Consider the following 20,438-nt stretch of genomic DNA (forward strand, 5'->3'; position numbering starts at 1 on the left):
CCCCTCCCCTGCCGGCCGCCCCGGATGTTTCCCACGGGTACGGCGAAGCGGACAGAGTAGGCCCGTGACGTGCGATTCCAGCCAGATCCAGCAGGGCCCTGTGGCAGGACCGTGACAATGAGAACGGCTTGATTCAGCCCCGGAAACGACCGGCCGGACCGGCTGGATCCGGCCGGACCGGTATCCCTCAGCGCCCCGCCGACTCCGGCAGCCAGGCGGGCAATGCCTCGGTGCGCGCGAGCCACGCCGCCGGAAGCACCGCCTCCCCCCGCGCGCCCAGGACCCCGCCGACGATCGCGCAGGTCGTGTCGACGTCCCCGCCGACCTGGGCGGTGGTCCAGAACGCCCGCTCGTAGTCGTCGAGGGCCCGGGCCGCCGACCACAGGGCGAACGGCACGGTGTCGTGCGCGCTCGTACGCCGCCCGCAGCCCAGTACCGCGGCGACCGTGGTCGCGTCGCCGTAGTCCAGCATGTCCCGCGCCCGCCGCACCCCGGCGCCGACGGCACTGCGCGGCACCAGCGCGATCACCCCGTCCAGCAGGTCGGCGGGGCTCGGCGGGCCTCCCGGGGCCGCCGCGAGCGCCGCCGCCGCGGCCACGGCCATGGCCCCGCAGACGGCCTCGCGGTGCTGGTGGGTGGTGTAGGCGGAGATCTCCGCCTGATGCGTGGCCTGCTCCGGGTCGTCGGCGTACCAGGCACCGAGCGGAGCGATCCGCATGGCGGCGCCGTTGCCCCACGAGCCTTGCCCGTTGAACAGCTCGGCGGCCAGCGTGCGCCAGTCCTGGCCCTCCCGGACCAGTCGCAGCATGCGGTTGACGGCGGGTCCGTACCCGCGGTCGAAGTCGTGGTGGCGGGCGAAGGAGGAGGCCAGGGCGTCCTGGTCGATGCGGCCGTGCCCGGCCAGCACCGCCACCACCGAGCAGGCCATCTCGGTGTCGTCGGTCCACTGCCAGGTCTCGTCGGCCGGCAGTTCGCGCCGCTTGAGCAGCGGATAGTTCACGGGGACGAAGTACTGGGAGCCCAGGGCGTCACCCAGGGCCAGCCCTCGGAGGCTGGCCACGGCGCGTGCGTAGCGCCTTTCGGAAGAGGAGTCAGAGGTCATCGCGCGTCACTCTAGCCGTCGAGGTCATAAGGCTCGGGTGTGGTCCAGCGCTCAAACGGGCGGTCCATCCGGTACCGGCCGTCCGGACCGGGCAGGAGCATCCTGAATTCGCCGTTCCCCGGGTTGGACAGGGCCTCGAACTCGGCCACCGACCAGTGGAACCAGCGCATGCAGAACAGCCGCATCGTCAGCCCGTGCGTCACCAGCAGTACGTTCTGCGGGTGGTCCGGCGCCTCGAAGCTGCGGTAGAGGCTCTCCAGGAAGGAGCCGACCCGGTCGTAGACGTCGGCCCCCGACTCGCCCTGTGCGAAACGGTAGAAGAAGTGTCCGTACGCGTCCCGGTACGCCTTCTGCAGCCGTACGTCGTCCCGGTCCTGCCAGTTGCCCCAGTCCTGCTCGCGCAGCCTCGGCTCCTCGCGCATCCGCACGCGCGCCGGGTCCAGCCCCAGTTCCCGGAAGGTCTGCAGGGTCCGGCGGTACGGGGAGACGTACGCGCTGATCGTCTCGTCGCCGAACAGCTCCCGCAGGCGTTCGCCCGCCTCCGCCGCCTGCTCCCGTCCGTTCCGGGTCAGTCGCAGGGAGTGATCGGGCTCCCTCTCGTACACCGAGTCGTCGGCGTTCCCTTCCGATTCCCCGTGCCGGACAAGGACGATGCGCCGTGGTCGAACCATCCCACGACCCTATTCGGCCACCGGCGGGCCGACCCGTCGGGCACGCCGATCAGGACGGCGATTGTCCTACGGTCATACCGTCCAGGAGGGTTCGAGGTCGACGACGTCCCCGGTCAGGGCCTCCACGTCGGCCTGGATCTGGGCGCGCAGAGAGAGCCTCTCGACCCGCTCCTGCCGGTACTTGCCGTGTTCGCCGGCCGCGTGCCACATCGACAGCACGAGGAACTCGCGGCCCGGTGCCTCGCCGAACAGGCCCCGGACCATGCCCGGCGAGCCCGCCATGGCCGGATTCCACACCTTCTCCTGCATGAGCGCGAAGTGGTCGACCCGGCCCTCCCGGACCCGGGTGTGGGCGACCCGGACGACGTCGGCGTCGGTGAACCGCGGCTCGAAGCCGGTCTTCACGTCGAAGCGGTGGTCGAAGAGCGTCGCCCGCAGGTCGGTGTAGGTGCCGTTCTGGGCCGCCGCCAGCCGGTCGTGCGCCCGCGCCATGAAGGAGTCGTAGAAGGAACGGCTCTCCCAGAACGTGAAGACGTGCGCGACCCCCTGCCGGCCCCGGCTCCAGCCGCCGCCCTGTCCCCGGAAACCCGGTTCTCCCGGCAGCCCCGCCCATTTGCGCTGCCCGCGCTCGAACCCGCGTCGGTCCGTCACCGTGCAGCGAATCCACTTGACCAGCACGGCGCCATCGTACGGTCCCGATGCGGCCCGGGTCAGTCCCCGGCGCCGTGGATCGCCACCAGTTCCGCGGTCTCCCGTTCGGGTAGCCGAAGACCGAACTCCCGGTCGAGCAGGACGGCGAGCTCGTCCGGGCCGACGAGCCGCTCCCCGGTCCGCCCGTCGGGGTGGAGGGAGGTGAGCCGGCGCCCGACCAGTGCCTGCCGGACGTGCTCGCCCGGCCGCTGGACGACGACCCGCCCGACGAAGGAGGACGCGGGGTGTGAGGAGCTGTAGTGGCTCAGCACGACGTAGTCGACCGGGTGGTAGGGCTGCGGGGAGAACGCGTACAGGTCACGCCAGGCCCCCGCGCGCGGCGAACACAGGACGAGGACGCCTCCCGCCTCCTCGCGCACGCGAAAGCTCCACTCCCCCTGGGCCACCACGGCCCCGGTCCTCGCCAGCGGAACGGGCTCGGTGGGAGTCAGGTAGCCGAACCCCGCGTCGCACAGCCACGGTTCCCCGTCGACGGTGACGACGAGGACGGCGTGCGTCACCGCGAGCAGGGAGTCACCGCGGGTGCGGTTGCGGGCACCACGCCCGGACACCTCGAAGCCGATCCGCTCGAGGGCGGCGGCCAGCAGCGAGTTCTGCTCGTAGCAGTAGCCGCCGCGGCGGGCGTGCACGAGCTTGGCCTCGAGCGCCTTGACGTCCAGCCCGACGGGGCGGCCGAGCGCGACGTCCAGGTTCTCGAAGGTGATGGTGGCGGTGTGGGCCCGGTGCACTGCGTACAACGTCGCGAGGTCCGCCCGGAGTTCCCCGCCCGCCGGCCCGCCCTCGTACCCGATCCGCGCCAGGTACGCGTCCAGGTCCAGCTCGTCACCGCTCCACATGGCTCCCCCACTCCGACCAGCACGGAAATTCCGGGGCGTGATCTCCACGCCGCCCCCACAATGATCGGCATGACCGCCCTGCACGCCAACCCGCTCTTCGCCCGTCTCGACCGTGCCGAACGCATCCTGGTGGCGGGCGCGGGCGGCGGGTTCGACATCTACGCCGGACTCCCCGTCGCCCTCTCCCTCATGCACCAGGGCAAGGACGTCCACCTGGCGAACCTCTCCTTCAGCTCCCTCGCCGGTCTGCCCGCCGAGGACTGGGTGGCGCCCGACCTCGCCGCCATCACCGCCGAGACGGCGCCCCACCAGGCCTACTTCCCCGAGCGCACCCTCGCCCAGTGGCTCCGCAGACTCGGCTACCCGTCCACGGTGTACGCCTTCCCCCAGGTCGGGGTGCAGCCCCTGCGCGCGGCCTACCGGGCACTGATCGACCTCCACCGCATCGACGCGGTCGTCCTGGTCGACGGGGGAACGGACATCCTGATGCGCGGCGACGAGGCCGGGCTCGGCACCCCCGAGGAGGACCTGGCCAGCGTCGCGGCGCTGGCGGCACTGGACGAGGTACCGGAACGCCTCGTCGTGTCGGTCGGCTTCGGCGTGGACGCGTACCACGGAGTCAGCCACGGCCTGGTGCTGGAGAACATCGCGGCGCTGGAACGCGAGGGGGCGTACCTCGGGGCGTTCTCGATACCGCGGGCCACCCGCGAGGGCGCCCTCTTCCTGGACGCGGTGGCGCACGCCCAGGAGCGCACCCCCGACCGTCCCAGCATCGTGAACGGCTCCATCGCGGCGGCCGTCCGCGGTGGCTTCGGCGACGTCCGGTTCACCGAGCGCACCCGCGACGGCGAGCTCTTCGTGAACCCGCTGATGTCGCTGTGCTTCGCCTTCGAACTGCCGGCGCTGGCGGCCCGCTGTCTCTACCTGGACCGTATCGAGGACACGTCGCTGATGCGGCAGGTCCATTCCCGGATCGCGGAGTTCCGCGAGGACCTCGTCACCCGCCCGGCCCGGCGCATCCCCCACTGACAGTGAGGATGCAGGTGGCACCGCTTGGGGGGTCTGACGTCCGCGAACCACGGCGAAGGGGACCGGCCCGTGGCCGGTCCCCTTCGTAAGCTGCTGGTCAGCCATCCGTGCGGGCCACGCCGGACAGTACGTCCGGCGCGGTCCCGTGCGGTGTCAGCTGCAGCCGCTGGTGGAGCCGCAGCCCTCGCAGATGTAGCAGGAGCCGGCGCGCTGCATCTTCGTACCGCAGGAGAAGCAGAGCGGGGCGTCGGCGGAGACTCCGAGCTGCATCTCGACCAGTTCGGCGTTGCTGTGCGCCGTCTTCGGTGCCGGGACCGGCGCGACCGCGACCGGCTTCGGCGCCGAGGGCACCGCGGCCAGCGGAGCGGACTGGGCCAGGGCCTCGGTGTCCAGCTGCTCCTCGTAGGCCTCGTACGAGCCGGTCTCCAGGTGCCGCTGACGCTCCTCGGCGGAGTGGATGCCCAGGGCCGAGCGGGTCTCGAAGGGCAGGAAGTCGAGCGCCACGCGGCGGAAGATGTAGTCGACGATCGACTGCGCCATCCGCACGTCGGGGTCGTCCGTCATGCCGGCCGGCTCGAAGCGCATGTTCGTGAACTTCGAGACGTACGTCTCCAGCGGGACGCCGTACTGCAGACCGACCGAGACGGCGATCGAGAAGGCGTCCATCATGCCCGCGAGGGTCGAGCCCTGCTTGGACATCTTCAGGAACACCTCGCCCAGACCGTCGTCCGGGTAGGAGTTGGCCGTCATGTAGCCCTCGGCGCCACCGACCGTGAAGGAGGTGGTGATCCCCGGGCGGCCCTTCGGGAGGCGCTTGCGGACCGGGCGGTATTCGATGACCTTCTCGACCGCCGCGCGGATGGTCTCCTCGGCCTTCCCGGTGACCTCGGTCTTCTCCGCTTCCTTCTTCTTCGCGGAGAGGGGCTGGCCGACCTTGCAGTTGTCGCGGTAGATCGCGAGCGCCTTGACGCCCAGCTTCCACGCCTCGAAGTAGATCTCCTCGATCTCCTCGACGGTCGCCGTCTCCGGCATGTTGACCGTCTTCGAGATCGCGCCGGAGATCCAGGGCTGGATCGCGGCCATCATGCGGACGTGGCCCATCGCGGAGATGGAACGCTCGCCCATGGCGCAGTCGAACACCGAGTAGTGCTCGGGCTTCAGGTGCGGGGCGTCGACGACCACGCCGTGCTCGGCGATGTGGGTGACGATCGCCTCGATCTGCTCCTCGAGGTAGCCCATGCGGCGCAGGGCCTGCGGAACGGTGCCGTTGACGATCTGCATCGAGCCGCCGCCGACGAGCTTCTTGAACTTGACCAGGGCCAGGTCCGGCTCGACACCGGTGGTGTCGCAGGACATCGCGAGGCCGATGGTGCCGGTCGGCGCGAGGACGGACGCCTGCGCGTTGCGGAAGCCGTTCTTCTCGCCCAGGCGCAGGACGTCCTGCCAGGCCTCGGTGGCCGCGGCCCAGATGGTGTTGTCCAGGTCCTCGGTGCGCGGCGCGACGGCGTTGGCGTCGGCGTGTTGCTTCATGACGCGCTTGTGCGACTCGGCGTTGCGGGCGTAGCCGTCGTACGGGCCGACGATGGCGGCGAGCTCGGCGGAGCGCCGGTACGCGGTGCCGGTCATCAGCGAGGTGATCGAGGCGGCGAGGGTACGGCCGCCGTCCGAGTCGTACGCGTGGCCGGTGGCCATCAGCAGGGCGCCGAGATTGGCGTAGCCGATGCCCAGCTGGCGGAAGGCGCGGGTGTTGTCGCCGATCTTCTGCGTCGGGAAGTCCGCGAAGCAGATGGAGATGTCCATCGCGGTGATGACGAGCTCGACGACCTTGGCGAAGCGCTCGGCGTCGAAGGACTGGTTGCCCTTGCCGTCGTCGTTGAGGAACTTCATCAGGTTGAGGGAGGCGAGGTTGCAGGACGTGTTGTCCAGGTGCATGTACTCGCTGCACGGGTTGGACGCGGTGATGCGGCCGGACTCGGGGCAGGTGTGCCAGTTGTTGATCACGCCGTCGTACTGGATGCCCGGGTCGGCACAGGCCCACGCGGCCTCGGCGAGCTGACGGAAGAGCGCCTTGGCGTCGACCTTCTCGATGATCTCGCCGGTCATGCGGGCCCGCAGGCCGAACTCGGTGCCGTTCTCGACGGCCGTCATGAACTCGTCGTTCACACGGACGGAGTTGTTGGCGTTCTGGTACTGGACGGACGTGATGTCGTCGCCGCCCAGGTCCATGTCGAAGCCCGCGTCACGCAGGGCGCGGATCTTCTCCTCTTCCTTCACCTTGGTGGCGATGAAGTCCTCGACGTCCGGGTGGTCCACGTCCAGGACGACCATCTTGGCCGCGCGGCGGGTGGCGCCGCCCGACTTGATCGTTCCTGCGGACGCGTCGGCGCCGCGCATGAAGGAGACCGGGCCGGAGGCGTTGCCGCCGGAGGACAGGAGCTCCTTGGAGGAGCGGATGCGGGAGAGGTTCAGGCCGGCGCCGGAGCCGCCCTTGAAGATCATGCCCTCTTCCTTGTACCAGTCGAGGATCGACTCCATGGAGTCGTCGACGGCCAGGATGAAGCACGCGGAGACCTGCTGCGGCTGGGCGGTGCCGACGTTGAACCAGACCGGCGAGTTGAAGCTGAAGATCTGGTGCAGGAGGGCGTAGGTGAGCTCGTGCTCGAAGATCTCCACGTCGGCGGGCGAGGAGAAGTAGTCGAAGTCCTCACCGGCCTTCGTGTACGTCTTCACGATCCGGTCGATGAGCTGCTTCAGACCGGTCTCGCGCTGCGCGGAGCCGACCGCGCCGCGGAAGTACTTGCTGGTGACGATGTTGACCGCGTTCACCGACCAGAAGTCGGGGAACTCGACGCCACGCTGCTCGAAGTTGATCGAGCCGTCGCGCCAGTTGGTCATGACGACGTCACGGCGCTCCCAGCTCACCTCGTCGTACGGGTGCACGCCGGGGGTGGTGTGGATGCGCTCGATCCGCAGGCCGCCCTTGGCAGCCTTGGTCCCCTTGGCGCGGGAACCACGTGCCGAGCTGCTCGCCGTCTCTGTCATGCCAGGCCTCCCATGTGAGGGCAAAAACGCCCTAAAGTGCGCGCGTTATTCCGCGGCACGGTGCTGTGTCTCTGTATCTACGTTTCTTCGCCGGGCCGACCGGCCGCACCTCGGGGCGAAAGGCTCCCCGTCGCGGACCGTCCGGTCAGTCGGCGGCGGAGGCGGGCACGGGGACCGGAGCGGTCCCACCGTGCTCACACTCGCCGGGGTGAGGCCGGTGCACGCGGAGTTCCGCGATGGCGGTCTCGAAGTCTTCGAGCGTGTCGAACGCTTTGTAAACGGACGCGAACCGGAGGTAGGCGACCAGGTCGAGCTCCTGCAACGGGCCGAGTATGGCCAGACCCACGTCGTGGGTGGTCAGCTCGGCGCTCCCGGTGGCGCGCAACGCCTCCTCGACCCGCTGGCCGAGCTTGGCGAGGGCATCCTCGGTGACCGGCCGCCCCTGGCACGCCTTGCGCACGCCGGAGATGACCTTGGTACGACTGAAGGGCTCGGTCACCCCGCTGCGCTTGATCACCATCAGCGAGGCCGTCTCCACCGTCGTGAAACGACGGGAGCAGTCGGGACACTGACGGCGACGGCGGATCGACGTGCCGTCGTCCGTGGTGCGACTGTCGACGACGCGGCTGTCGGGGTGCCTGCAGAAGGGGCAGTGCATGGTTCCCTCACCCTCCTTCTCGGCACGGCTGAATCACTCCACGAGGCCCCTCAACGGCAGAGAAGTGCTCTTCCGGGGGCCTGTGAAGCAGCCACCAGCATAGGCGATGTCGGGACCCACGGAAGACCGAGGAACCACAACCTCTGGGCGGCAGCGCTCATCCAACCACTAGATCTGGGGTTGTGGTGGATTTTCACGGCTCCGCGTGTCGCAACGCCCGAAGGGCGGACACGCGGTCTGCCGATGTCACACTGGGCCCGGCCCGGCCGGTGGCGATCCGACCCGGAAGGGTACCGTAGGCGGCGGACGCCGGGCCGAACCCGCGTTCGGCAAACCGATAGCCCATACACCTCTGCATATAGCCACGCCGGGCAATCTGCGTTTTTTCACTCGAACGTGTGTTTGGCGCAACCTTTCGAAAGCAACTACCGTTGTCCAGCTAGGGAGAACATTTCGAGAGGGGCCGACGTGACCACCACCGCAGACAGTGCCACCATCACTGCCCAGAACCGCTCCCAGAGCCGACTTGAGCCGGTGCATGCCATGAATGACGCAAACCTGAACCCGGAGGCGGAGCCCGTACGCCCCGCACGCTCGCTGCCAGGTCGACCTCCAGGCATCCGCGCCGACAGCTCCGGACTCACGGACCGGCAGCGGAGGGTCATCGAAGTCATCCGCGACTCGGTGCAGCGTCGCGGCTACCCGCCGTCGATGCGTGAGATCGGCCAGGCGGTCGGCCTCTCCAGCACCTCGTCGGTCGCCCACCAGCTGATGGCCCTGGAGCGCAAGGGCTTCCTGCGCCGCGACCCGCACCGCCCCCGGGCCTATGAGGTGCGCGGCTCGGACCAGCCGAGCTCGCAGCCCACCGACACCACCGGCAAGCCCGCCGCCTCCTACGTTCCCCTGGTCGGCAGGATCGCGGCCGGCGGCCCGATCCTCGCGGAGGAGTCGGTCGAGGACGTCTTCCCGCTCCCCCGCCAGCTGGTCGGCGACGGCGAGCTCTTCGTCCTCAAGGTCGTCGGCGACTCGATGATCGAGGCCGCCATCTGTGACGGCGACTGGGTCACGGTCCGTCGCCAGCCGGTCGCGGAGAACGGTGACATCGTCGCCGCCATGCTGGACGGCGAAGCCACGGTCAAGCGTTTCAAGCGCGAGGACGGCCACGTGTGGCTCCTGCCGCACAATGCCGCGTACCAGCCCATTCCCGGCGACGAAGCGACCATCCTCGGCAAGGTCGTCGCCGTACTGCGCCGGATCTGATTCCGCCGCCACCAACCAGCCCTGGGACTCACTGCGCCGGTCCCAGGGCTGCTTTGCGTCCGGAGGGCTACTTTCCGTCCGCTTGGGCGGACGCGTCGATGGCCGCGAGGGACCGGCGGACCTGGTTGCGGTCCGTGGTGTACCAGAAGTCCGGCAGGGTCGCCCGGAGGAAGCTCCCGTACCGGGCCGTCGCCAGCCGGGGGTCCAGCACCGCGACGACGCCCCGGTCGCCCGTGGCCCGTACGAGCCGGCCCGCGCCCTGGGCCATCAGCAGGGCCGCGTGCGTGGCGGCCACGGCCATGAAGCCGTTCCCGCCGTGTTCCTCGACCGACTTCTGCCGGGCGCTCATCAGCGGGTCGTCGGGGCGCGGGAACGGGATCCGGTCCATGATCACGAGCTGGCAGCTAGGGCCGGGCACGTCCACTCCCTGCCAGAGCGACAGGGTCCCGAACAGGCAGGTCTTCGCGTCGGCCGCGAACGTCTTGATCAACTCGCCGAGGGTCTCCTCGCCTTGGAGCAGGATCGGGTTGTCGATCCGGCCGCGCAGCTCCTCGGCCGCCGCCTTGGCTCCGCGCATGGAGGAGAAGAGTCCGAGGGTACGGCCGCCGGCCGCCTCGATCAGCTCCGCCAGCTCGTCGATCATGTCTCCGCGGGTCCCCTCGCGGCCCGGTGTGGCCAGGTGCTTGGCGACGTAGAGGATGCCCTGCTTCGGGTAGTCGAAGGGCGAACCGACGTCCAGGCCCTTCCACAGCGGAACGTCCTCGCCCTCGACTCCCTCGGGGGACAGCCCCAGCGAGGCCGCGACCCCGTTGAAATCGCCGCCGAGCTTGAGGGTCGCCGAGGTCAGGACCACCGAGCGGTCCTCGAACAGCTTCTCCCGCAGCAGACCGGACACCGAGAGCGGCGCGACGCGGACGGAGGCGCCGAACCGGTCGTGCCGCTCGTACCAGACGACGTCGTACTCGGAACCGTTGCTGATCCGTTCCGCCACGCTGTGAACGTTCTCTACCGCGGCCAGGGCCTGCTTGCGCACCGCGTCCTCGTCGTGGACGGACTTGTCGCGGGTGGATCCGATCGCGGAGATCACGTTGCGGGCGGCGTCACGCAATGCCATCAGCGCGTAGCCGAGGTCCTCGGGGACCTCCTCCAGGCGGCCCGGGAGCGCCAGCTCCATGACCCGTTCGAAGGTCTCGGAGGCCGTCTGGAGGGAGTCCGCGGTCTTCTCGTCGACCAGCTTGGCCGCGCGCTTCACGGCTCGGTTGACCTGGCCCGGGGTCAGCTCGCCGGTGGCGACGCCGGTGACCCGGGAGACCAGCTCGTGGGCCTCGTCCACGATCAGCACCTCGTGCTGCGGCAGCACCGGGGCGCCCTCGATGGCGTCGATGGCGAGCAGCGCGTGGTTGGTGACGACCACGTCCGCCAGTTTGGCCCGCTCGCGGGCGGCCTCGGCGAAGCACTCCGCGCCGTACGCGCACTTCGTCGCGCTCAGGCACTCGCGGGAGGACACGGAGATCTGCGCCCAGGCCTTGTCCGAGACGCCCGGGGTCAGGTCGTCGCGGTCGCCGGTCTCCGTCTCGTCCGCCCAGTCGCGCAGGCGCAGCAGGTCCTTGCCGAGCTTGCTGGTGGGGGTGGCCGCCTCGAACTGGTCGAAGAGGCCCTCCTCCTCGTCCTGCGGCGCCCCCTCGCGCAGACGGTGCAGGCACAGGTAGTTGGAGCGGCCCTTGAGCATGGCGAACTGCGGGCGGCGGCGCAGCTGCGGATGCAGCGCCTCCACCGTCCGGGGCAGGTCGCGCTCGACGAGCTGGCGCTGGAGGGCGAGGGTGGCGGTGGCCACGACCACGCGCTCGCCGTGGGCGAGGGCCGGTACCAGGTAGCCGAGGGACTTTCCGGTGCCGGTGCCGGCCTGGATGAGCCGGTGCGAGCTGTCGTCGATCGCCGCGGCGACGGCTTCGGCCATGGCCACCTGGCCGGGGCGCTCCGTGCCGCCGACGGCGGAGACGGCGGCGTGCAGCAGGTCGGGGAGGGAGGGCTTCGTCATAGCACTGCCAACCCTAAGGGGCGCCACCGACAGCCGCTGCACCGATGTGGGTTCACGGCTGGTGCAGGGGATTGGGCACGGTGCCGTGAACCACGGCGTGCGGGCGGTCGGAGCGGTCGCGGTAGCCGTCCTCGTAGAGCCGGTTCCGGTTGAGGCAGAGGCGGCCGATGCGCTCGCCGAGCAGGTCGAAGAGCTCGTAGCGGTCCTTGAGCTCGGGGAACCGGGACTGGTAGCGCAGGATCTCCGCCCGTGCGAGGGACCAGAAGGCGTGTTCCGGAACGCCCAGCTGGTCGTCGCAGAGCGTCGCGAGGTAGCGGAAGACGCCGATGAAGAGCCCGGAGTGGATGAACTGGGGCAGGAAGTCGGCGGGCTCGGTGAGCAGGACCGCCCGGACCCGGTCGGGGAGCGAGTCCAGCTCGGGAAGCGGTTCGGCGGTGATGTTGACGTCGTCCACGAAGTCCTTGACCGCGAGGCGGACGGGGACGTCGTGCTCGTCGAAGACCACGATGGCGTTCTCGCCGTGCGGGGAGAAGACGGTGCCGTAGCGGTACAGGAAGTGGAGCAGCGGGGGCAGCAGGGCGTCGAAGAGCCGCTGGAGCCAGACGTCCGGGGCCAGCCCGGACCGGGCGACGAGCTCGGCGGTGAAGGACCGGCCGCGCGGATCGGTGTGGAGGAGCGAGGCGAGCGTGCGGGCACGCTCGCCCGGCGCGAGGAGGCCGGTCAGGGGCTGGCGCCAGATCGCTCCGAGGAGCTCCTTGTACTGGTAGGGGACCTCGGGGAGCTGCTCGTACACCGGGTGGCGGACGGTGACGGAGGCGACCTCTCCGAGCAGGATCACCCGGCACTCGTCGCGGAGGAAGGGGTCGGCGTCGCGCAGCGAGTGGATCCAGGCGGTGACGGCGGGGGCGGCGAGGGCCAGCTCGGTGGGCAGGCCCCGCCAGACCATGGTGTTGAAGACGGACAGCGGGAGCTTGACGCTGTGACGCTCGGGGCGGGTGAGGTTGAGGAAGGTACGGATCGACTGCTGGGGCAGGCGGACGTCCGGGTCGGCGGGCAGCGGGACGAGGGCCCCGGAGGCGAGGGCGGGGGCGAAGAGGGGGAGCACGACCTCGTCCCACTGCCAGGGGTGGAGGGGGAGGTAGAGGTACTGAAGGGGATCGAGTCCGCGGTCGCGCAGGGTCTGGCCGAAAGCGGCGCGGGTGGCGGGATCCAGCTCGGCCGCGTAGAGGCGCGCGGGGTCTTCGAGTCCGGCGGTGCCCCGGTAGGCGGCGAGGGAGGTGTGGGCCGCGAGCCAGGGCAGGCGCTGCCGGGTGCGCGCCTCGGGGGCCCAGGCGGTGGTGTCGGAGGCGGAGAGGCCGATCCGGCCCTTGTTGAGGACGAGCCAGGGATGACCGGTCTGGTGGCCCTCGAGGGCGGCGTAGTCGAGGGCGGCGAGGTCTCCGGCGGCGAGGGCGGTGTGCGCGATCCGCGCGTCGGCGCAGAGGGTGGCGCTGAGTTCGCGGACGAGGTGGCCGAGGGTGGGCCCGTCGAGGCGGAGGAGGGTCCGGGCGCGGATCAGGAAGGCGTACGGGTCGCCGAAGGCGGTCGGGGGCTGCTCGGAGGGCGGGGCCGGGGCGAGGGTGATGGTGTCCGGGTCGACCTGCCAGCTGCCGTACGCGCGGCGGCGGGCCCGGAAGGCGAGGGTGCTGCCGTCGTCGAGGGTCAGGGTCCAGACAGTGCCGGCGGCGGGGACCGTGACGGAAGTCGGGTCCGAGGCCGGGGCGGGGGCCGGGACCGGGACCGGGACCGGGGCCGGGGCCGGGGTGACGATGTCCTCGTAGGCGAACTCGGCGAGCATCTTGGCGAGCAGCCGCCGGGCCACGGCGTCCCAGGTCGCCCGGGTGAGCTCGGGGGGTGTGCGGGGGTCCTGGGGGGACGGCGGCACTGAGGTTTCCGCGGAGTCGGGGGCTGCGGGGAGATTCGGCACGGGACTCCTCGAAGATCGGGAACTTTGCTGCGTCGCGCAGAGTTTTCGAAGGGAGAGGTGTGAGCGAGCGGTGAGGGTCACCGGGAGACGCGGGGCGGCATTCAGAGGAGATTGCGCAGCGCCCGCTCCCTGATCATCAAAGCCGCCCGCTTCTCGGGCAGGTCGATTTCCGCGGAGCAGCGGAAGCCGGAGTTCAGGAAGGCTGTTACGGAGGGGGTGTTGCGGATGTCCGGTTCGGCGATGACACGCGTGCAGCGGGGGCGGTTGTCCAGCACGAGGTCGGCGACGGCGCGCAGCAGGGTGGTGCCCAGACCCCGGCCGCGGTTCGTGCCGTCTCCGATGAGCAGGTGGATACCCGTGTCGTGGGGGCGCGCCGGGTAGTGCCGGGCGAGCGCGTCGAGGTCGGCCCGGTAGATCTCCCAGTAGCTCATCGGTGTGCCGTCGAGGAGGCCGAGGCAGGGGATGCTGCTGCTGTGCCCGTCGAGTTGGGGCCGCAGGTGGGCGGCGGTGACGTCGGCGGGGCCGGCCAGCTCCCAGTAGGCGTTGACCTGGGGGTCGTTCATCCAGTGGGTGAGGAGTTCCAGGTCGCGGACCGGGCGTACGGGTTCGAGGCGGAAAGCTCCGGCCGGGGTGGCGGCGCTGCCCCAGGCCGCCGGGGAGTCGAGGAGGTCCGCCTCGGCGAGCAGGGGCAGCAGCTGGGCGGGGCGTCGCGGGGCGCCGATGCGGCCGGTTCCGTGGGTGGTTGCCATGGCCGCGGGATGCGTGGGGGTGTCGGTGGAGGGCATCGGAGGCTCTTCTCCGCGTCGGTGGTGACGCGTCAATCGTGAAGGGGGTTGGCGATGGTGACGTAGACGGACTGGGTGTCGACGGGACCGACGAGTTCGTCGAGGCCGCCCAGGCGGGTGAGCAGATTCGCCTTGCACCGCAGGGTGGGTGAGTCGAGCAGCCGTGTGGGGAGCGGGCCGAGGCCCGCGGCCTTGCCGAGGAAGCGGCGGAAGGCGGCGAGGAGTACACGTTCGTCGGCGAGCTGCTGGGATCCGAAGGCGCCGATCAGCCCGAGCACGTTGTTGATGCCGAGGTAGTAGGCGAACCGTTCGTCGGTGACGGCGTCGGAGACGAAGGTGTCGCTGGCGCCGCCGATGCCGGGCAGTCGGGCTTCCAGTTCCCCGCGGTGGGATTCGCGGAAGTAGTAGCCCTGATTGTCCCGGTAGCGGCCACCGACCGGCCAGCCGGCCGGGTCGAGGAGGACCAGGGTGTTCTGCTGGTGCGCTTCGAGGGCGATTCCGGCGAGGGCGTCGAAGGCGAGGACCGGCAGGACCACGTGGTCGAGGTAACGCAGGAACCACTCGGCGGCGACGGCGGACGTGGTGTGCCCGGTGCTGACGGCGAGGCCGCGCACGATGTCGGCGAGCCGGGAGCGCATGCCGGGCCGCCCCGGCCCTGGGCGGGGGGAGGTGAGTGCGGCGACACAGACCGCGTCGTCGCCGGAGCGGAAGGGGTTGTGGCGCAACAGGGCGTCGAGTCCGGGTACGGGTGTGCCGTCCGGGGCGTCGACGGCGACCCAGGCGGGGTCCCGCACGATGTCGAAGCCGGGGTGAGCCGCCTGCCACTGCTCGGCGAGGCCGGTGCGGAGGAGCCGGTGCACCTCGACGCCGCGGTGGAGTTCCTTGCGGAGGTTCTCGCGGCGGGAGTTGGTGATGCGCAGGCCGAGGGAGAGCTTGAGCATCGCCGGGGCGCCGGGGCGGTGGACCGTGCGGATCGAGGAGGTGGGGTACCAGGGGGCACCGTAGGGGCCCAGGTCGTGCAGGAGTCCCGCGTCGCGCAGTGCGGCGACGGCGGGGCGCCGGAGGAGTTCGCGGGCCTGCCAGGGGTGCAGGGGAAGGGGGGTGGCGCCGTCGGGAAGCGGGATTCCGGGCGCGAGCCGGCCGAGGAGCCGGGCGGCCGAGACCGGGCGGCCGCTCTCGGTCCAGGCGGAGTCGGTGACGAGGGCCGAGGGGGCCACCGCGAACCAGTGGAGGGGGAAGGAGCCGTGGAGTTCGGGTGAGTAGTGGCGCACCTCGGATTCGGAGAGTCCTTCGCGGCTCTTCGGGTCCGGCTGGAGGGGGTGGCCGAGGAGGAGGGACTGTTCGGCGGTGAGGAAGCGGTCCTCTCCGACAGGGGCGGGAGCGGTGGGACGTTCCCTGCGGTCGGCGATGAACTCGGCGGTACGGCGCACCGAGTCGGCGACCCGGCCGACGAGGTCGGCGCTGCCGGTACGCGTGCCGGACCTGCCGGCGGGGGTTCCCGTGCCGGTGGCGCCCTCGCGGGCGATGAGCGCGGCCAGGGTGACGGCGTCCACGGCCGGGGCATCGGCGGGAGCCCCTTCGAGCCGGGCCTCGGCGAAGCGGTGCCACCCGGACGGCGACCAGTGCCGGACGGCTACGAGCAGGGCCGTTCCGGATGCGGGGAGGGAGACGCGCAGGGGGGTGCCGGCCACGCCGTCGGGCCGGCTGATACCGGCTTCTCGGACCCAGCACCTGAGGAGGTTCTCCACGGCCGCCGTATCGGCGACGACGGCCGGGTCGGGGTGGTCCAGCGGGTCGGCCCACATGGCCCGCTCCGCTCCGGCGGGTCCCGTCCATCCGGCCCGCTGTCGGGGAGTGCCGTCCTTCTGGCGCGGCACGGTGACCTGACCGTCTGCGGCCGGCGCAGCGGGGCCGTCGGCCGGCCGAGCCGTCGCGTCCGCCTGCGCGGGCGCCCGCCGGGCCGCCGGATCCGCCGCTTCGGGGGTCTGCCGGGCGGTCGGGTCGGCCGCGCTGGGGGGCGCTCCTGCCTGCCCGGTGAGCCGGGGCTCAACCGCCGCACCGCCGGGCCCCGGACCGGGGTCCACGGCCCCGGGGGCCACGGCTCCGGACGCCCGGGAGCCGGACGCCCGGGAGCCGGACGCCCGGGAGCCGGACGCCCGGGAGCCGGACGACTGCCGGGTCGGCGGACCGGCCGTGGCGGGCGGCTGCGCCGTCCGCCCGGTCTCGGGATCGTCCCCCGCACGGCCGGACGCCTGCCGGGCCAACTGACCTTCCCTGACCGGAATCTGCCCTGCCTGCCAGCTGGGCTGGGGCTCCGCCGTCGCGTCACCGGCTCGTCGATCCACGGCACCGGACAGCTGTCCGGAGGTCGGGGCGGCTGCATCAGGTGCCGGGAGGTCAGGCCGGGGCCCGGGCGCGGCACCGGCGGCGACATGGCCGAACTGGCCTTCGGGCGCCTGTCGGGTGGACGGGGTGGAGGGATCCGGCGCCTGGCCCCCCGGCCGGGGCGGGGAGGCGGCGGCGCCGCCCGGTGTGGGGCCTGAGTTCACGGGGACGGACGGCTGCCACGTGGACAGGGTGGGGGCTTCCCCCGTGGTCGCCGAGCCGGGCCGGGCAGGGGGAGTCTGGAGCGGCGGGTACTCCGAAGCGACCCAGGAAAGTCCCGGACCGGGGGCGGTCGGCGGCAGCTGTGGAGGGCTCGTGACCTGGCTGAGCTCGCCGTTCTCCGCCGCGCTGAGTCTGTCCGGGTACGGGACGAGCAGGGCCGGCGCCGCCTTCGGGGGCGGGGTCGGGGCCGACGTCCAGGCCAAGGCCGACTCCTCGGCCGGGGCCGCCGGAGCGGGCGCGGGGTGCCGTACCGCCTGCCGTAGCGCTGCCGCCACGGGTACGGCCGATACCCCCGAAGTCGACGGCACCGCAGGGGCGGACCGCGCCGCCGACCGCCCCTGCGAAGCGGCCGTCTCCACCGGGGCAGTCGGCGCCGCAGTGGCAGTCGGCGCCGCAGTGGCGGTCGATGCCGCCGGGGCGAACGGGGCCGCCGGGGTCACCGAGGCCGCCGTCGCGACCGGCCCCGCCGGGGTCGGCCATGCCGTCCCGGGCGGCGGAGTCGACCCGGGGGGTACCGGCGGGGGGACCTCGGTCCGGCCGGGGGGCTGCGTCAGGGCGGGCGCCGCCGGGAGCAGGACCGCCACCGGGGGCACGGCCGCCACCGGGAGCACGGCCGGAAACAGGGGCGCCGCCGCCGGGAGCAGGGACGGGGTCGGGGGCTGGTGGGGGTCGGGCATCGCGGGTCCTCCGGGTGCGGTCAGCGGGGCCGGCGGGCGGCGGCCGGGATGGCGTCGGCCAGGCGGTCGAGGACCGCCGAGGCCTGCTCGTCGGTCAGGGTCAGCGGGGGCAGCAACCGGACGACGGCGCAGTGGCGGCCGCCGAGTTCGACGATCAGCCCCCGGTCCAGGCACTCCTGGCGGACGGCCACGGCGAGTTCGGGCGCCGCCGCCCCCGTGTCGGGGTCGACGAGTTCGACGCCGATCATCAGGCCGCGGCCCCGGACCTCCCCGACGCAGGGCTGGGCCGCGGCCAGCCCGCGCAGGGCCGACGTCATCCGCTCCCCGAGGACCGCCGCGCGCTCGGCCAGGCGGTTCTCGCGTACGTAGGCGAGGGTGGCCGTACCGGCGGCCATGGCCAGCTGGTTGCCGCGGAAGGTGCCCGCGTGGGCGCCGGGCGGCCACACGTCCAGGTCGCCCCGGTAGACCACGACGGCCAGCGGGAGACTGCCGCCGATGGCCTTGGACAGGACCATCACGTCGGGCACGACCCCGGCGTGGTCGACGCCCCAGAAGGCGCCGGTGCGGCCGACGCCCGTCTGCACCTCGTCGGCGATCAGCGGGATCCCCCGGGCCGCGGTGATCTCCCGCATCCGGCGCAGCCATGCGTCGGGGGCCGGGAGGACGCCGCCCTCGCCCTGGACGGGCTCCACGATCATCCCGGCGGGGGCGGGCACGCCGCCCTTGGGGTCGTCGAGCAGGTTCTCCGTCCAGCGGGCGCCGAGTTCGGCCCCTTCGGGGCCGCCGACGCCGAACGGGCAGCGGAGGTCCTGCGGGTACGGAAGACGGGTCACCCGTACGTCCTGTGCACCGTCCGGTGCGCCGCCCGAGGCCCCCAGGGCCCCGGCGGTCATGCCGTGGTAGGCCCCGGTGAAGGCGAGCAGCCCCTGGCGCCCGGTCGCGGCGCGGACCAGTTTGAGGGCGGCCTCGACGGCGTCCGTCCCCGCGGGCCCGCAGAACTGGATGCGCGCGTCGGCGGCCAGCTCCGGCGGGAGGTTGGCGAACAGTTCGGTGGTGAAGGCGTCCTTGACCGGGGTCGCCAGGTCGAGCACGTGCAGCGGCGCGCCCGAGTCCAGGACCCCCCGGATGGCTTCGAGCACCACGGGGTGGTTGTGTCCGAGGGCCAGCGTGCCCGCGCCGGAGAGGCAGTCGAGGTAACGGCGCCCGTCGGCGCCCTCGATGGTCAGCCCGCGGGCGCGCACCGGGACGATGGGCAGGGAGCGCGCGTACGTCCGGGCCGCGGACTCCCGCTGCGCCTGCCGGCGCAGGATGCCCTCACCGGCGGCGGTCGCACCGAGCCGGTACGGGCTTACCGGACCGGTCGGCCCACCAGCCGCGACGCCGGTCGGACCACCGTCCGGGACCCCGGTCGGCGCGTCCGGCGCCGGCGCCCGGACGCCTTGCGCGGGTACCTGCGGGGGAAGTTGTGCGGCGGTCGCAGCCGCCGCAGGCTCGGTCAACGCCACGAGTTTCGGTCCTCCCGCACGGATTGCTCTTCCGGATCGCGCCTCGAACATGAACGCTGCTCCCCCATCCCCCGTACGTACCAACGACGATGACGGCGGCGGATCACGGGTGGGCCCAAGATCCTTGCCCGCCACGGGCCGGGCACCGGGAACCGCGGCCCCGGGCTGTGTCGTCATGGGCGGCAGCGGCATAGTGGGGTGCGGTACTCCACGCCTCGAAAGAACTTCAGGGGGACGAAAAGACATGCGACCGAACCGACCGGTCACCGCGATACTGTGCGCGGCCGCTCTCGCGCTGACCGCCTCGGCCTGCGGCCCCGGCGACGCGGAGGCCGGCGGCGACGCCAAGCCGACCGTGGCGGCGACCCTGCCGGGCACGGACGGGATCCAGATCCCGGACCAGCTCAAGGAGAAGCTCAAGGAGCACGGCTTCGATCTGGAGAAGTGGAAGGGGGGCGCGTGGAAGAACTGGAAGCGGGAGGACTGGCTCCGCGAGGCGGGCGACTACGTCAACCCGATCATCGAGGGTCTCTGGGACCCGGACCGGATGCGTGACGCCGAACAGCCGCAGCGCCCCTCCGTCGACCCCGACGCGGGCAAGGACCAGGGCGTCACCGACCCGGCCCCGGCCGCGGTGCCCGCCAAGCCGGCGGTCGCGCCCTACCACAAGAGCGTTCCGGAGGCCGGGAAGGTCTTCTTCGACGGACCCGAGGGCTCGATGGTCTGCTCGGCTACCGTGGTCAAGGACCCGGCGCGTCCCGGCAAGTCCAACATGGTCTGGACAGCGGGCCACTGCGTGCACGCGGGCAAGGCCGGCGGCTGGTACCGCAACATCGCCTTCGTCCCGTCCTACAACAACGCCGGCAAGCCGTCCGCGCAGCTCAAGGGCGCGCCGCGCGAGCAGGTCGCCCCGTACGGCGTCTGGTGGAGCGACTGGGCGCAGACCTCCGACCAGTGGATCGCGAACGGCGGTCCGACCGGTGGCGCGGGCGCCCCGTACGACTTCGCGGTGCTGCACGTGACTCCGGAGGCGGGCAGCGGCAAGTCCCTGGAGGAGACGGTCGGTTCGGCGCTCCCGGTGGAGTTCGGGGCCCCGGCCGTGCAGAAGGTCGCGGGCATCACCGCCACGGGCTATCCGGCGGCGGCTCCGTTCGACGGCCAGAAGGCGTACCAGTGCGCGGACAAGCCGGGCCGTCTGTCGCTGAACGCGGCCGACCCGGTGATGTACCGCATCGGCTGCAACATGACCGGCGGTTCCTCGGGCGGCGGCTGGGTCGCGGCGGGTGCGGACGGCAAGCCGGCGCTGGTGTCGAACACCTCGATCGGCCCGGTGAAGGCGGGCTGGCTGGCCGGACCCCGACTGGGCCCGGAGGCGAAGGGCATCTTCAACGCGGTGAGCGGCAAGTTCAAGTAGCCGTTCCGCGCCCGTCACGCTGAGCGGCGGAGACCGGCCGGTAACCACCGAGAACGGCTGAGGGCCCCCTGCACCGCAGGGGGCCCTCAGCCGTTCTCACGTGCGGCGCGGCCGACGCCCCGCCCTCGTGCGGCGCC

At 72.1% G+C, this 20,438-nt stretch carries 14 protein-coding genes; 3 read left to right on the top strand and 11 right to left on the bottom strand.

Features of this window, described 5'->3' with window-relative positions:
• Positions 1-187: 187 nt before the first annotated feature.
• From ABT106_RS07160 to ABT106_RS07175, 4 genes are all read right to left on the bottom strand, one after another.
• A complete protein-coding gene (locus tag ABT106_RS07160) occupies positions 188-1,102 on the bottom strand; it encodes an ADP-ribosylglycohydrolase family protein (RefSeq protein ID WP_351273514.1) in 915 nt (304 codons plus the stop codon).
• A gap of 11 nt (positions 1,103-1,113) precedes the next feature.
• Positions 1,114-1,773 (bottom strand): histidine phosphatase family protein, encoded by a 660-nt coding sequence (locus tag ABT106_RS07165; protein WP_267723845.1) that lies wholly within the window; start codon positions 1,771-1,773, stop codon positions 1,114-1,116.
• A gap of 72 nt (positions 1,774-1,845) precedes the next feature.
• Positions 1,846-2,451 carry a YdbC family protein gene (locus ABT106_RS07170; RefSeq protein ID WP_267723847.1) on the bottom strand — a complete coding sequence of 202 codons (606 nt, stop codon included), beginning with the start codon at positions 2,449-2,451 and terminating at the stop codon, positions 1,846-1,848.
• 32 nt (positions 2,452-2,483) lie between these two features.
• Positions 2,484-3,320, bottom strand: a complete 837-nt coding sequence (locus ABT106_RS07175) for an arylamine N-acetyltransferase family protein (protein ID WP_351273519.1) — start codon at positions 3,318-3,320, stop codon at positions 2,484-2,486.
• 69 nt (positions 3,321-3,389) lie between these two features.
• Between ABT106_RS07175 and ABT106_RS07180 the strand changes: the two genes are divergently transcribed.
• Positions 3,390-4,349, top strand: a complete 960-nt coding sequence (locus ABT106_RS07180; protein WP_351273522.1) for a DUF1152 domain-containing protein — start codon at positions 3,390-3,392, stop codon at positions 4,347-4,349.
• A 153-nt stretch (positions 4,350-4,502) separates the two neighbouring features.
• On the opposite strand, the gene ABT106_RS07185 is transcribed toward ABT106_RS07180, so the two are convergent.
• Both ABT106_RS07185 and nrdR read right to left on the bottom strand, forming a co-directional pair.
• The gene (locus tag ABT106_RS07185) at positions 4,503-7,391 is read right to left on the bottom strand and encodes a vitamin B12-dependent ribonucleotide reductase (RefSeq protein ID WP_351273524.1); all 2,889 of its coding nucleotides are present in this window, start codon (positions 7,389-7,391) and stop codon (positions 4,503-4,505) included.
• Positions 7,392-7,536: 145 nt separating this feature from the next.
• Positions 7,537-8,049 carry a transcriptional regulator NrdR gene (gene nrdR, locus ABT106_RS07190; RefSeq protein WP_351273527.1) on the bottom strand — a complete coding sequence of 171 codons (513 nt, stop codon included), beginning with the start codon at positions 8,047-8,049 and terminating at the stop codon, positions 7,537-7,539.
• Between the two features lie 468 nt (positions 8,050-8,517).
• On the opposite strand from nrdR, the gene lexA reads away from it, so the two are divergent.
• Positions 8,518-9,309 carry a transcriptional repressor LexA gene (gene lexA / locus ABT106_RS07195; RefSeq protein WP_150517501.1) on the top strand — a complete coding sequence of 264 codons (792 nt, stop codon included), beginning with the start codon at positions 8,518-8,520 and terminating at the stop codon, positions 9,307-9,309.
• 67 nt (positions 9,310-9,376) lie between these two features.
• On the opposite strand, the gene ABT106_RS07200 is transcribed toward lexA, so the two are convergent.
• The 5 genes from ABT106_RS07200 to ABT106_RS07220 all read right to left on the bottom strand — a co-directional run bounded on the left by ABT106_RS07200 (position 9,377) and on the right by ABT106_RS07220 (position 18,938).
• Entirely contained in the window at positions 9,377-11,347 is a 1,971-nt protein-coding gene (locus ABT106_RS07200) for an ATP-dependent DNA helicase (RefSeq protein WP_351273531.1), read from the bottom strand.
• Between the two features lie 52 nt (positions 11,348-11,399).
• Positions 11,400-13,313 (bottom strand): IucA/IucC family protein, encoded by a 1,914-nt coding sequence (locus ABT106_RS07205; RefSeq protein ID WP_502979243.1) that lies wholly within the window; start codon positions 13,311-13,313, stop codon positions 11,400-11,402.
• A gap of 101 nt (positions 13,314-13,414) precedes the next feature.
• Entirely contained in the window at positions 13,415-14,098 is a 684-nt protein-coding gene (locus ABT106_RS07210) for a GNAT family N-acetyltransferase (protein ID WP_502979244.1), read from the bottom strand.
• 32 nt (positions 14,099-14,130) lie between these two features.
• Positions 14,131-16,182, bottom strand: coding sequence for an IucA/IucC family protein (locus tag ABT106_RS07215; protein WP_502979248.1), 2,052 nt, complete (start codon positions 16,180-16,182; stop codon positions 14,131-14,133).
• 1,220 nt (positions 16,183-17,402) lie between these two features.
• Entirely contained in the window at positions 17,403-18,938 is a 1,536-nt protein-coding gene (locus tag ABT106_RS07220; RefSeq protein ID WP_502979246.1) for a diaminobutyrate--2-oxoglutarate transaminase family protein, read from the bottom strand.
• A 193-nt stretch (positions 18,939-19,131) separates the two neighbouring features.
• Here ABT106_RS07220 and ABT106_RS07225 point away from each other — a divergent pair, with 193 nt between their 5' ends.
• Positions 19,132-20,301, top strand: a complete 1,170-nt coding sequence (locus ABT106_RS07225; RefSeq protein ID WP_351273543.1) for a trypsin-like serine peptidase — start codon at positions 19,132-19,134, stop codon at positions 20,299-20,301.
• Positions 20,302-20,438 lie beyond the last annotated feature (137 nt).

This window comes from Streptomyces sp. NPDC002044 (assembly GCF_040296725.1).
In the GTDB taxonomy this organism is placed as follows: Bacteria; Actinomycetota; Actinomycetes; order Streptomycetales; family Streptomycetaceae; genus Streptomyces; species Streptomyces antarcticus.